A 13,101-nucleotide genomic window follows, 5' to 3' on the forward strand; every position below is an offset into this window, starting at 1 on the left:
CCCACGTAGGCAGTCGGCCAGAATATCAACTCCCGAACAGATCACCCGCCGAATCCACCCGTTCCAGCACCTCGTCCGCCGTGAACACCAGATCCTCCACGACCTCGCAGTCCTCGACCTCGTCCCACGTCACCGGCGTCGACACCGTCGGCCGCTCCCGAGCCCGCAACGAATACGGCGCCACCGTCGTCTTCGCCGGATTGTTCTGCGACCAGTCGATGAACACCTTCCCCGTCCGCGCCGCCTTCGCCATCGTCGCCACGACCAGCTTCGGATGCTCCTTCGCCAACCGCCGCGCAACCTCCTTCGCGTACTCCGACGTGTCCTTCGCCGGCGCGTACGCGTACACCTGCATCCCCTTGTTCCCCGACGTCTTCGCCCACGCGTCCACACCGTCGTCATCCAGCACGGTCCGCACCAGCTCAGCCACCCGGCAACACTCCACCACCGTCGCCGGCGCCCCCGGATCCAGGTCGAACACCAGCAGATCCGGATCCCTCTTGCCCCCACGCGGACCCACCGTCCACTGCGGCACGTGCAACTCCAGCGCCGCCAAGTTCGCCAGCCACACCAACGTCGCCAACTCGTCCACCATCACGTAGTTGACCGTCTCGTTGCCCTTCGCACTGCCCGGCGACTCCAACCGCATCGTCCGCACCCACTCCGGACGATGCTCCGGCGCGTTCTTCTCGAAGAACCACTTCCCGTCCACACCGTTCGGATACCGCTTCAACGTCACCGGACGATCCTTCAGGTGGGGGAGCAGCACACCCGAGATCCGCGTGTAGTAGTCGATCACCTCACCCTTGGTGAACCCGAACCCCGGATACAACACCTTGTCCAGGTTCGTCAGCTTCAACACCCGGCCCTCGACCCGAACCGTCGCCTCACTGCTCAACCCGACGCACCTCCCCGGGCGACTTGTCCGGCCGCAAACCACGCCACGCCGGAAACCGCATCCGCCCGTCCGGCGTCCACTGCCGGAACACCACCTCGGCCACCAGCTCCGGCTCGACCCACTTCGCGCCCTTCGCCCGTTCCCTCGGCATCTCCGTCACGAACGGCGACGACCTGCGCGCCAACGCCTTGAGCCGCGGCGTCAACACCGCCAGCTCCGCGTCGTTGAACCCGGTACCCACCGAACCCGCGAACGCCAGACCGCCGTCCTGAGGAATACCCAGCAGCAACGCGCCGATCACCCCGGCCCGCTTGCCTTCACCCATCCGCCAGCCGCCGATCACCACCTCCTGCGCCATCAGATCGGTGATCTTGCGCCACACCGGCGACCGCATCCCCGGCTGATAAGCCGAGTCCAGCCGCTTCGCCACCACACCTTCCAGGCCCTGCTCCCGGCTCGCCGCCAGCACCGCCGCGCCATCAGCGTCGAACGACGGGGGAGTCAGCCAGTTCGGCCCCCTCAACTCCAGCTCTCGCAGCAGCTCACGACGTTGCCGAAAGGGCAGCTGCAACGTCGAGGTCCCGTCGAGGTGCAGCAGGTCGAACAACAGCAGCGTCACCGGGTACTGCCGCGCGGCCCGGCGCGCCGCATCGGACTTGCTCACGTGCATCCGGTTCTGCAACGCGCTGAAACTCGGCCGCCCGTTCTGCAACGCCACGATCTCACCGTCGAGCAACGCCTCCGTCGACCCCAGCTGCTCACCGACACCCTGCAGCTCGGGATACGCGACCGTGATGTCGTTGCCCAGCCGCGACCACGCCTGCACCCGGCCACCCTCGACCCGCAAAACCGCCCGGACGCCGTCCCACTTGAACTCGTAAGCCCAAAGATCATCATCGTCCTGGGGGAGGGGACCAGGCACCGCCAGCATCGGCTTCACCAGCTCCGGAAGCACCTGCCAGTCCGGACGCGCCGGCGCGTGCCGCCGCTTCACCATCCAGTTCTTCCCGTCCCTGCCCGACCGGAAGAACACGAACTGACCCTCAACCCGATGACCGCGCAGGACCACGTCCACCTCACGGTCAGACCACTTCACCGTCTCGTACCGGCCGCGATCCCAGATGAACATCTCGCCGCCGCCGTACTCACCCTTCGGAATCTCACCCGAGAACTCCGCGTACTCCAGAGGGTGATCCTCGGTGTGCACCGCCAGACGAACCACATCAGTCGTGGGCGGCAAACCCTTCGGCACCGCCCACGACACCAACACACCACCACGCTCCAGCCGCACGTCCCAATGCAAGCTGCTCGCGTGATGCTCCTGAATCACAAACGTGTCGTCATCGCCCCTCGGCAGCTCATCCGCAGCAGCCGGCACGGGCTCCGGAGTCCTCCCCGGATCCCGCTTGCGCCGGTACTCGTCGAGCCCGGCCATCTACGCCGACGAAGCCTTCTTCTTCGCAGGAGCCTTCTTCGCGCTCTTACGCCCCGCCTTCGCCTTCTCCACACTGCGCTCCAGAGCCGTCATCAGATCGATGACATCACCCTTGTCCTCCGCCTCAGGCTGCTCGGGCAACTCCGCACCCTCCGCCTTCGCCGCGATGACCTTCTCCAGCGCATCCCGGTAGTCGTCGGTGAACGTGTCCGGATCGAAGTCACCGGCCATCGACTCCACCAGCGACGTCGCCATCTTCAACTCCTGCGGCCGCACCTCGACGTTCTGGTCCAGGAAGTCGAACTCCGCCTTCCGGATCTCATCCGGCCACAACATCGTGTGCATCACCAGCACGTCATCACGCGCCCGGATCGTCGCCAGCGTCTCCTTCTGCCGAATCGTGATCTTCACGACCGCCAGCTGACCCGTCTTGACCAACGCATCCCTGAGCAGCACGTACGGCCGCGCCGCAGCCTTGTCCGGCTCCAGGTAGTACGTCTTCTGGAAGTAGATCGGATCGATCTCCTCCGCCGGCACGAACTCCAGAACGTCGATCGACTTGTCGGTCTTCACCGGCAGCTTCTCGAAGTCCTCGTTCTCCATGATCACCATGCGGCCGTCGTCCAACTCGTAGCCCTTGGTGATGTCCGAATACTCCACCTCGTTGCCGCACACCGAACAGACGCGCTTGTACTTGATGCGCCCGCCGTCCTCCCGGTGCACCTGGTTGAAACGGAAGTCGTGCTCCTCGACAGCCGTGTAGAGGCGCACGGCGATCGTCACCAACCCGAAGGAGATGGCCCCACGCCACACGGATCTCATCCTCATTGGGTACCCCTGAAATGCGGTTTTCGCACCATCAGGTCACCCACTTGGCCTAACGATCCGGCAACTGAGCGACCCCCGACACTCGCGTTCGCACCCGAGGGTCCCGCACGCCGGTGGAGCCCCGCTAGATGTCCTTGAGCGCCCGGTACGTCCGATTGCTCGCCACCGCCGCCCGCCGCTCCCGCGCCGTCGCCTCGATGTAGTTCTGACTCGTCGCCAGACTCGCGTGCCCCAGCAACGCCATGATCTCGCTCGCGCTCGCCCCGTCCTCGGCCAGCCGCGTCGCGAACGTGTGCCGCAAAGCGTGCAGATTCGCGCCCGTGGGGACCCGGTCGTTCAGCCCCGCCCACCGGAAACACGACTTCACCAGGTACTCCAGCCCACCCCGGCCGATCGGCTCACCGTGACGATCCCTGAGCAACGCGCTGTCCCGGTCGAACCGCCCCTGCGGGAAACGCTGCTTGCAGCTCTTGAGGTACGCGTCGACGATCCGCTCCATCGGCGGCTCGATGGGCACACTGCGGTCCCGGTTGCCCTTGCCCTTCACGTGCAGCCTGCGATCACCTTCCCGCCCGACGATCGACGCGAGGGTCAGCGTGCGCATTTCCGCACTTCGCAGGCCCGCGACCAGGCCGAGGGCGATCACCAGCACGTCCCGTTCCGGCCACGGGTCACGCCCCTTCCGGGCCCCTTCCGCGGCTGCCGTGAGCAGCTGTTCGGGCGTGTCCTCACCACGGAGGGGCTTGGGGACGAGCGGAGGGGTCTTGGGACGGGCGACCGCGCCCATCGGGTTGCCGGCGATGAGGTCCTCGGCCACGCAGAACGTCAGGAACTGGTTCCACGTCGACCACGCCCGCAGCACGGAGCTCTTGGCGTGCGTGTCGGCGAAGAGGCCGAAGGCTCGGCGGAGGTTGGACCCGGTCAGGTGGGCGGTGGTGAGGTCCTCGACGGGGGAGAGGAGGGTTTCGGCCAGGAGTGTGTTCACGCCGGTGAGATCGCGCTGGTAGGCCGCCGTTGTGTGCGGCGAGTCCTTGCGCGTCCGGCGAGCGAGGAAGAAGGCGTCCTGGGCGGCGAGCACGTGCATATGGATCTTGTACCGCACGGCACCGACAATCCCGTGTTCCGTGCTGGATAATGGCGATTATGCATGAAATGTCCGTTTCGCCCGAGTTCGCCGGGCGCTGGACCAGGTGGCGTCACTTGCCGGGGACTTGTCGTGGATTGTGAGCGTAATGGCGCCCCGCCACGTACGTCTCACTGATGACTCGTCGGTGTCGACCGCGCTCCGGCACCGCTGAGGGTGTGGGATGTTGTGGCGTCTGCAAGTCCGGCCGACCTGCCCGTTGGTCGACGCTTGCAGACGCGCCAACACGGTTTTCAGCCCCTTCTGGGAACGATCTTCGCAGGTCACCGTTTCGCCGATAATCTACATTATGTCAAGTAACGGAGATCTGGCCTCGCCTGGACGGTCTCTCCTGACCTTCCCGTGACGTGCTTCGGCCTGACTCTTCCGTGGCTTCGTTCGGCGCGTAGGTGCCGCATCTTTCTGTGTCGCGTCTTTCCGTGGTGGCGCCCCAGTGCGCCCGGTTGGCGTCCTCGCGCGGTGTGGAGTTCGCTCGGCGGGTCCGTTGGCAGTTCCTCCGGGCCTGCTCCACCACCTGACTGCTCCCCGCTTTCGTCACCGTGGCGATACGGGGCGATGTGACCGCGTGGCAAGCTCGAGTTCATGATCGATGAATTCGCCAAGGAGTACCTGCACTCGGATCTGCGCGAGGTCCGCGAGGCGTTGGTGTGGAAGCTGGACGGTCTGTCCGAGGCGGAGATACGTCGTCCGCTGACGGCTTCCGGCACGAACCTGCTGGGTCTGGTGAAGCACCTGACGTTGTCGGAGTCGCGCTACTTCGGTGAGGTGTTCGGCCGGCCGTTCCCCGAACCGATGCCGCGGTGGGACGACGTCGCCGCGCGAGGTTCGGACATGAGGGCGACTGACGAGGAGTCACGTGAGGACATCGTTGGTCGCTATCGCCGCGTGTGGGCGCATTCGGACGCGACGATTTCCTCTCTTGCGGTGGACTCCCCCGGTCATGTGCCGTGGTGGCCGCGTCCTGACGTGATGCTGTTCAACGTGTTGGTGCACGTGTTGACGGAGACGTGTCGGCACGCGGGGCATGCGGACATCCTGCGGGAGCAGATCGATGGCGCGACGGGCGTTTCGCCTGACAGGGCTCGTTGAAACGATCTTGTCGGGGGTGCTTGCGACACTCGGTGCATGCGGAGTTGCGGTGGCGGGGTGGACATCGTTGCGTCTGAGCCGTTGGTGACGTTGTTGGGGGCGTCGGGTGTCGGCGTCGGCGGAAGGTGAGGGTCACTCGGCCGGGTGAATGTCGTCCGGATCTGAGCGTGGGGGCGTCTTGTAGATGTCCGGATTTCTTGATCAACCGCTCCCCGCAAGGAAGAGGAGCGCGGGGGGTGCGGACCGGGAAGGGTGTGGATGTCGACCGTCGGCAGCACGGAGGAGCTGAATGAGCCGGATGGACTGAGAGGGTTCGTGGTGGCCGGTCCCCGCGGTCGTTCAGGCGCTGAGGCCTCGCAGGAGGGTGTCGAGGTAGCGGCGCGCGGTGGGCAGGCGGTCGGCCGGGGTCTCGCTGTGGACGTAGGTGGCGTAGGAGATGCCGCACATGAGCGGGACGAGGTCCCCGTCGGCGAGGTCGGGGCGGACGGTGCCGGCTGCGCGGGCGCGGGTGAGCAGTTCGGTGCCGATGGCGATGATCTGGCGCTTGAGCTCGGTGGTGCGGGGCAGGACGTCGGTCGCGGTGGCGGAGACCTTGGCGAGGGCGGGGTCGGTGACCTGTGCTTCGACGAGCTGGGTGAGGAATGTGGAGAAGGCGTGCCAGGCGTCGTCGTGGGCGAGCGCCTGGCGGCCGTGGTCGCCGAGTGCTTCGAGGCAGGGGGTGGCGACGGTTTCGAGGAGTGCTTCGGTGGTCGGGAAGTGCCGGTAGACGGTGCCGACGCCGAGTCCTGCGCGGCGGGCGACGTCGTTGAGTTGCAGCGGGGTGCCTTCGTCGACGAGTTCCCTGGCGACGGTGGTGATGCGGTCCCAGTTGCGGGCGGCGTCCTTCCGCTGCGGCGTCATGGGTTCAGCCTAATTGGATATCCCATCCGGTACTGGGGTGAGTGGTGCGTGCCTCTCGCTGAGCGTGCGCACGGCGTGGATCAGGCGTGGGTCTGTGGCGGCGCGGATGGGTGTGGCGGGTGTGGCTTGCGGGCCGATGAGAGTGCCGGTGGGCAGGGTGTCGTCGGTGGCGGCCCTGATCGAGGGTCGTGCGGCGTGCGAGGCGGGTCCGGAGGTGGATCGTTCGAACTTGCGGCGCACGAGGGGCCAGAGCAGGCGCAGTGCGGGCGAGACGATCTTGGGGTTGCGCATGGTGTTGTCGGTCATGTCGGTGGCGGCGCCGCCGGGGTCGGCGGCGAGGACTTTCACGCCGGTGTCGTGGAGTCGCTGGGCTAGGTCGAGGGTGTAGGTGAGGTTGGCGAGCTTGGCGCGTCCGTACCAGTGGAAGCCGTAGTAGCCGCCGGGTGGTTCGACGGCGTTGAAGGTCTTCTTGGCGAGTGCGACGGCGCCGGAGGTCACGTTGACGACGCGGTCGGTGAGCACGGGCAGGAGGAGTTCGGTGAGGAGGTAGGGCGAGAGGTGGTTGACGACGAAGGAGGCTTCGACTCCGCCGAGTTCGGTGTGGTCGGCGAACATGGCGCCGACGTTGTTGACGAGGACGTCGAGCTCTCCTTCGCCGGCGATGCGTTCGGCCAGTGCGCGCACTTCGTCGAGTGAGGCGAGGTCGGCCTGGAGGAATCGCGCGGGCTCCCCTCCCCCTGCGTTGATGGTGTCGACGGCTCGTGCCCCGCGTTCGGCGTTGCGGCCGACGACGGTGACGGCGAATCCCGCGCGGGTCAGTCCCAGTGCGGTCTCGAGCCCGATGCCGCCGGTTCCCGCGGTGACCACTGCTCTGCGTGTCATGACAAGCCCCAATCCGGATAGTTGATCCGCTTATCTACGACGCTAGCACAGATACGGATGAGCTATCCGCTTCATCGTGGCGGAGAATGCTGCCGTGGATCTTGGGGTGATCGGCCAGGCGGCGGGCATGTTCGCGGTGACGAACGTGGACGACCTGGTGCTCCTCGCGCTGTTCTTCGCGCGGGCACACAGGCCTGCGCAGGTGGTGCTGGGGCAGTACCTCGGTTTTGCCAGGATCCTGGCCGTCGCGGTGGTCGGCGCTCTGGGCGCGTCCCTGCTCCCCGAGCAGTTCCGCCCGTGGCTGGGCCTGATCCCCCTGGCCCTGGGCCTCAAGGCGGCCTGGTCCCTGTGGCGCAACAGCGATGACGACGACGAGCCGGATGCCGCCCCCGGCGTCCTGGCGGTGGCCGGCGTGACGCTGGCGAACGGCGGCGACAACATCGGCGTCTACGTGCCGGTCTTCACCGTCGCCGACTCGTTGTGGGTCTACGTGGCGGTGTTCCTGATCCTGGTGGGCGTGTGGTGCCTGGCGGGCTGGTTCCTGGCCTCCCGCCGCCCGGTCGCGCAGGCGCTGGCCAGGTGGGGCCACATCGCGTTGCCGGTGGTGTTGATCGCGATTGGTCTTTTGGTGTTGTTCTCGGGCTGAACGGGCCCGCGGTCAGGTAGACACTTCGGGTGCGAAAGACCTACAGCTACAACGAGGCCGTGAAGATCCTCGGCGGCAAGGACCACCCGGTCATCGCCACCATGGACAAGCTGCTCGGCGGCGCGTTGCTCCTGGGCTCGTTGGGACTGTGGGAGGTGCTGAGCCTCTTCGACGCCAAGCCCGACTTCATCCGGCTCAGCAACGAGCTGATCTCCAAGGTGTCGGGCAAGCGCCGGGGCGTGAGCCGCTACACCCGCACACAGCAGCTGCACGCGGCGCACGCGGTGCTGGTGATGACGGCGTTCTTCGAGGCGTTCGAGGAACAGCAACTCGGCGTGAAGCTGACCGCTGAAGATCGGGAACTCGTCACGTCCTACAACCCGTGGGCCTTGGAGCTGCCGCTCCCCTCGGTCAACCGCCCGTACGAGGAGAATCTCGACCACGTACGCGTGTTGTACCGCGCTCTCGGCAGCGCACTCTTCGAGTCGCTGACGACTCTGGCTTTGTGGGACGACTTCAACGAGACCCAACGTGATCGGGCACAGGCCGTGACCATGGGTACCGCTCCAGAGCGCGCGGTGGAACGGTACGAGGAGTTGCTCGGCCAGCTCGCCGCCGAGTACCCCGAGATCAGGTTCTGGTGTTCGATCCACGACGGCCGGGTGACGCGGTCCGCGTTGGCGCGACTGGAGGACGTTCTCGCGCAGACCACGACAGACCTCACGCCGGAGACGCGCCTGGCGGAACTCGCGGGCAAGTACCGGGGAGCGCTCAACCGGCCCCTGGTGAACCCGTCCGAGGTGCCGGAGCACGTACACGTCCCGACCTTGGCCGACGCCTATGTCGATCCGCGCTTCCAGGTCGTCGTCGGCATCGAGCGGCGCGGAGCTCCGTCGTTGCAGGCGTGGTGGGACGACGTCGACGTCCGCGAGGACCTCTACGCCTACCTGGCCGGCTATCTGACCTCACCTCAGGCGCTCGCGACGCCGTTGCTGGTGCTCGGTGACCCCGGCTCGGGCAAGTCGGTGCTCACCGAGATGCTGGCGGCGCGGCTGCCGGAGTCGGACTTCGCCGTGGTGCGGGTAGAGCTGCGCAGCACACCGGCCGACGCCGACCTGGTGCGGCAGATCGAGCACGGCCTGCACCGGCTGCTGCACGAACGCGTGACCTTCGCCGAGTTCTCCCGGCAGACCAAGCAGAACAGCGGCGCAGTGCCGGTGGTGGTGCTGGACGGGTTCGACGAGCTGTTGCAGGCCACCGGCGTGAGCCAGACCCGCTACCTGACCCAGATCTCCGAGTTCCAGCAGGAGCTCCAGGACATGGGCAGGCCGGCGGTGTTCGTGGTGACCAGCAGGCTGAGTGTGTGCGCGGGTCTGGAGCTGCCCCTCGGAACGCACGTGCTGCGGCTGATGCCGTTCTCCGACGACCAGGTGCGGACCTGGCTGGACGTGTGGAACTCGGTCAACCCTCCCCTGCCCGCCGAGACGGTGTTGCTGTACCCCGACCTGGCGACCCAACCGTTGTTGCTGTTGATGCTGGCGTTGTACGACGCTGTCGACAGCTCCTTCCAGCGCGATCACCTGAGCATGAGCCGCGGGCAGTTGTACGAGCGGTTGCTTGACCGGTTCGCGCGGCGTGAGGTGACCAAGGCGGGCACCGATCGGTCCGAGGCCGATCTGGACGACGACGTCGAGTACGAGCTGGAACGGCTGTCGGTGGTGGCGCTCGCGATGTTCAACCGCGGCGTGCAGTGGGTCGCCGAGCACGAGGTGACGGCGGATCTGGTGCAGCTGCTGGGTGTCGACTCGCCGGAACGGATGGTCGGCGCGCAGACCCGGTTGTCTGCTGGTGAGACCGTGCTGGGGCGGTTCTTCTTCGTGCAGAAGACAGAGGCGGTGCGGGAGGACCGCACCAAGCTGCGGACCTACGAGTTCCTGCACGCCACCTTCGGCGAGTACCTGGTGGCGCGGCTCGTGTGGGACAGGTTGACGCAGCTGCGGAAGGAAGACGCGGCGCGGTCCAAGCGGAAGTCCACGGTGGACGACACAGAGCTGTACTCGGTGCTGTCGTTCATGGCGCTCACCACGAGCAAGCCGGTGCTGGACTTCCTGCGGGAGTTCGCCGAGAAGGCCGACCGGGACGGGTTGTTCGACCTGGTGTCGAGGTTGTTCGCGGTGCGGGACGAGACCCGCGGATCACGGGGCGACTACGTGCCCGTGACGCTGGTGGATTCCGCACGCGATGCCAAGTACTCGCTGAACCTGGTCGTACTGGCCTTGGTGTTGCGGCCGAAGGTCTACGCCGATGAGCTGGGTTTGAGCGTGGACGACTGGCAGCGGCTCGCGCTGTTCTGGAAGTCACGGCTGTCGTCGAGCGAGTGGGCGAGCGTGGTGCTGTGGTTCTGGATGGAGCGCGACGCCGACCGGCACTTCGCGGTGAGCCTGAGCAACCGCGAACGTGAGGCGCAGGCGGAGTGGTTGCTGATGTCAGAACCGTACGTGACGTTGGACGAGGTCAGCACGCTGTTGCGGGATGCGGTGACCCCGCTGTTGTCGGGCAGCGCTATCCAGATCGCGGCGGCGCGGATCGAATTGATGGTCACGCCGGTCGAGAAGTGCCTACCGGTGCTGCGCCGGCTCCACGAGGCCGACCTGGCATGGGGCGATGACGACGACGACGACGACGGGGTGTTCTTTCCCGAGCTGATCGAGCTGCTCGGCAAGGGCGGTGATGATCACGCGATGCTGGAGCTCACGGGTAGCTGGGCCGTCGGAGAGCCGTGGCCTGAGATGGTGGACGCGTGGTTGCGGCTGTACGAGGGGGGTTTCCAGTTTCCCGGACCCCTGCGTTATCCGGACATCGTGGTGATGTTGCGCCAGACCAAGCCCGGCCACCTCAAAGGGCGGCCTGATCTGGTCAAGCGGGCCATTGCGGCCGCTGCTGAGCTGGGTCTTGAATGGCCTCCGTCAGCACCGCCGCAAGACCTGCAAGATCTTCTTCGCTGAGGTCCCTCTCCCCCACCCTCCTCAAGATCTCCGACCGAGAGCACACCACCACCGCGCCGGTGTACCCGCCGAGCCGGGCGGCGGCGACGATCTCGGGTTCCCCGTTGTGCAGGACCAGGATCGGGTCGGGGGTGTCGGTGTAGAGCAGGTGCTCGATGTCCCGTCCGGTGATGGCCATGGTCAGTCTTGTACGGCGCGGGCGTAGCGGGCCGCAAGAGAGCGAACGTGTGCCACGAGTTCCGGGGGTGAGGTGACTTCGAAGTCGAAGCCGAGCATGCCGATCCACACGGCGAGGGTTTCGACGGAGTCGGCGCCTGTCACGAGCACGCAGGAGGTCTCGTCGACGGCTTCGACTGTGCCGACGGCGGCGTTGATGCGGGCGGCGACGGCGTCGGCTGGGGCGTGGACGTGGACTCGGGCTTGGAAGCGCCAGGCTGCGGACGAGACGCGTGAGGCGACGTAGGAGGTGGCGTCGAAGTCTCGTGGGGTGAAGCGGGGGCCGTGGGGTGGCGTGGGTGGGGTGATGCGGTCGACTCGGAAGCTGCGCCAGTCCTGTTTGTCGGCGTCCCAGGCGACGAGGTACCAGCGGCGGCCCCAGTTGACGAGGCGGTGGGGTTCGGCTCGGCGGCGGGAGGGGGTGCCGTCGTGGGCGTTGTAGTCGAAGCGGATGGTTTCGTGGTCGCGGCAGACGGCGGCCAGGGTGGAGAGCAGGTCCGGGTCGATGGCGGGGGCCTGAGTGTCGCGGGGTACCTGTTCCACGTGCTCGAGGGCGGAGACTCGGTGGCGCAGGCGGGAGGGCAGGACCTGTTCGAGTTTGAGCAGGGCGCGCAGGGAGACCTCTTCCAGGCCTGTGACGGGGCTGGTGCGCAGGGCGACTGCCACGGCGACGGCTTCGTTGTCGTCGAGCAGGAGCGGGGGTAGTTCGGCGCCGGCTCCGAGGCGGTAGCCGCCGAAGCTGCCGGTGGTGGCGTTGACGGGGTAGCCGAGTTCGCGCAGGCGGTCGACGTCTCGGCGGACGGTGCGGGGGCTGATCTGCAGTTCGTCGGCGAGTTCGCTGCCTTGCCAGTCGCGGCGGGACTGCAGCAGGGCGAGCAGGCGCAGCAGGCGTGCCGAGGTTTCCAACATGGAGCAGACTTTAGGACAGAGGCTGGCCGCAATGCCCAATAGCCTCGGTGTCATGACGGAGATCAGGGAATTCCACATCGCCATCGACGACGCCGACGTCGAGGAGCTCGAGTTCCGGTTGGCGCGGACGCGGTGGACCGACCAGGTTCCGGGGGCGGGCTCGCGGTACGGGGACGACGTCGCGGACGTCCAGGAGCTGGCACGGTACTGGGCGCAGGACTTCGACTGGCGGGCGGTCGAGCGCAGGCTGAACTCCTTCCCGCAGTTCGTCACCGAGATCGACGGGACGAACGTGCACTTCCTGCACGTGCGCAGCACGAACCCGGAAGCGTTGCCGTTGCTGCTGATCCACGGGTGGCCGGGCTCGGTCATGGAGTTCGTGGACGTGATCGAGCACCTGCGGGAGGACTTCCACCTGGTGATCCCCTCGATCCCCGGTTACGGGTTCTCCGGGCCGACGACGGACACGGGCTGGCACTCGGGGCGGATCGCGAGGGCGTTCGCGGAGCTGATGGCACGGCTGGGGTACGGGCGTTACGGGGTGCACGGCAACGACGCCGGGTCGATCATCGCGCCCGAGGTCGGGCGGGTGGGCGGCGAGCACGTGGCGGGGGTGCACGTGACGCAGATCTTCTCGTTCCCGTCGGGTGACCCGGCCGAGATGGAGGGCCTGACCGAGGACGACTTCCGGCGGCTCGGGGTGCTGCAGAACTTCTGGGAGAACCTGTCGGGGTACGCGAAGTTGCAGCAGGCGCGGCCGCAGAACGTCGCGTTCGCGCTCGCGGACTCCCCCGCCGGGCAGCTCGCGTGGACGATGCAGCTGATGGGCGAACCGGCCGTGAGCAAGGACTTCCTGCTCGCGAACGTCGCGATCTACTGGTTCACCGGCACCGCGGGGTCCTCGGCGCGGCTGTACTTCGAGGACGCGCACCGCGAGGACACCCCGACCGAGCCGACGACGTTCCCGATGGGCGTGGCGATCTTCGCCGACGACTTCCAGACCATCCGCCGCTTCGCCGAGCGCGATCACCACAACCTGGTTCACTGGTCGGAGTTCGGCAGCGGCGGTCACTACTCCGGGCACCAGGTGCCGGAGCTGCTCGCCGATGATCTCAAGGTGTACTTCGCCAAGATCTAGGACATCCCCAG

The 13,101-nt window shown here is 67.0% G+C and carries 11 protein-coding genes; 4 read left to right on the forward strand and 7 right to left on the reverse strand.

The features are described from left to right. Window positions 1–25: 25 nt before the first annotated feature. The 4 genes from ligD (AOM45_RS28555) to AOM45_RS28570 all read right to left on the reverse strand — a co-directional run bounded on the left by ligD (AOM45_RS28555) (window position 26) and on the right by AOM45_RS28570 (window position 4,263). Entirely contained in the window at window positions 26–898 is an 873-nt protein-coding gene (gene ligD, locus AOM45_RS28555; protein ID WP_030466070.1) for a non-homologous end-joining DNA ligase, read from the reverse strand. Continuing rightward, window positions 888–2,333, reverse strand: a complete 1,446-nt coding sequence (ligD, locus tag AOM45_RS28560; protein ID WP_030466071.1) for a non-homologous end-joining DNA ligase — start codon at window positions 2,331–2,333, stop codon at window positions 888–890. The genes ligD (AOM45_RS28555) and ligD (AOM45_RS28560) overlap by 11 nt, the downstream gene beginning before the upstream one ends. After that, on the reverse strand, window positions 2,334–3,155 hold the full coding sequence (gene ku / locus AOM45_RS28565; RefSeq protein WP_030466072.1) for a non-homologous end joining protein Ku: 822 nt from the start codon (window positions 3,153–3,155) through the stop codon (window positions 2,334–2,336). A gap of 130 nt (window positions 3,156–3,285) precedes the next feature. After that, on the reverse strand, window positions 3,286–4,263 hold the full coding sequence (locus AOM45_RS28570) for a tyrosine-type recombinase/integrase (protein WP_035909359.1): 978 nt from the start codon (window positions 4,261–4,263) through the stop codon (window positions 3,286–3,288). Window positions 4,264–4,887: 624 nt separating this feature from the next. Here AOM45_RS28570 and AOM45_RS28575 point away from each other — a divergent pair. Continuing rightward, entirely contained in the window at window positions 4,888–5,394 is a 507-nt protein-coding gene (locus tag AOM45_RS28575; protein ID WP_030466074.1) for a DinB family protein, read from the forward strand. 339 nt (window positions 5,395–5,733) lie between these two features. Here the strand turns inward: AOM45_RS28575 and AOM45_RS28580 are convergent, their stop codons facing one another. Both AOM45_RS28580 and AOM45_RS28585 read right to left on the reverse strand, forming a co-directional pair. Then, the gene (locus tag AOM45_RS28580; protein WP_030466075.1) at window positions 5,734–6,294 is read right to left on the reverse strand and encodes a TetR/AcrR family transcriptional regulator; all 561 of its coding nucleotides are present in this window, start codon (window positions 6,292–6,294) and stop codon (window positions 5,734–5,736) included. Window positions 6,295–6,303: 9 nt separating this feature from the next. After that, window positions 6,304–7,176, reverse strand: coding sequence for an SDR family NAD(P)-dependent oxidoreductase (locus AOM45_RS28585; RefSeq protein WP_030466076.1), 873 nt, complete (start codon window positions 7,174–7,176; stop codon window positions 6,304–6,306). 94 nt (window positions 7,177–7,270) lie between these two features. Between AOM45_RS28585 and AOM45_RS28590 the strand changes: the two genes are divergently transcribed. After that, a complete protein-coding gene (locus AOM45_RS28590) occupies window positions 7,271–7,822 on the forward strand; it encodes a cadmium resistance transporter (protein ID WP_030466077.1) in 552 nt (183 codons plus the stop codon). A 29-nt stretch (window positions 7,823–7,851) separates the two neighbouring features. Beyond that, window positions 7,852–10,827, forward strand: coding sequence for an NACHT domain-containing protein (locus AOM45_RS28595; protein WP_051782900.1), 2,976 nt, complete (start codon window positions 7,852–7,854; stop codon window positions 10,825–10,827). Window positions 10,828–11,007: 180 nt separating this feature from the next. Here AOM45_RS28595 and AOM45_RS28600 read toward each other — a convergent pair whose 3' ends face one another. Continuing rightward, complete coding sequence (locus tag AOM45_RS28600) at window positions 11,008–11,952, reverse strand: helix-turn-helix transcriptional regulator (protein ID WP_030466079.1); 945 nt, start codon at window positions 11,950–11,952, stop codon at window positions 11,008–11,010. Between the two features lie 52 nt (window positions 11,953–12,004). Here AOM45_RS28600 and AOM45_RS28605 point away from each other — a divergent pair, with 52 nt between their 5' ends. Next, the gene (locus tag AOM45_RS28605; RefSeq protein ID WP_236703861.1) at window positions 12,005–13,090 is read left to right on the forward strand and encodes an epoxide hydrolase family protein; all 1,086 of its coding nucleotides are present in this window, start codon (window positions 12,005–12,007) and stop codon (window positions 13,088–13,090) included. Window positions 13,091–13,101 lie beyond the last annotated feature (11 nt).

This window comes from Lentzea aerocolonigenes (assembly GCF_000974445.1).
Classification (GTDB): Bacteria; Actinomycetota; Actinomycetes; order Mycobacteriales; family Pseudonocardiaceae; genus Lentzea; species Lentzea aerocolonigenes.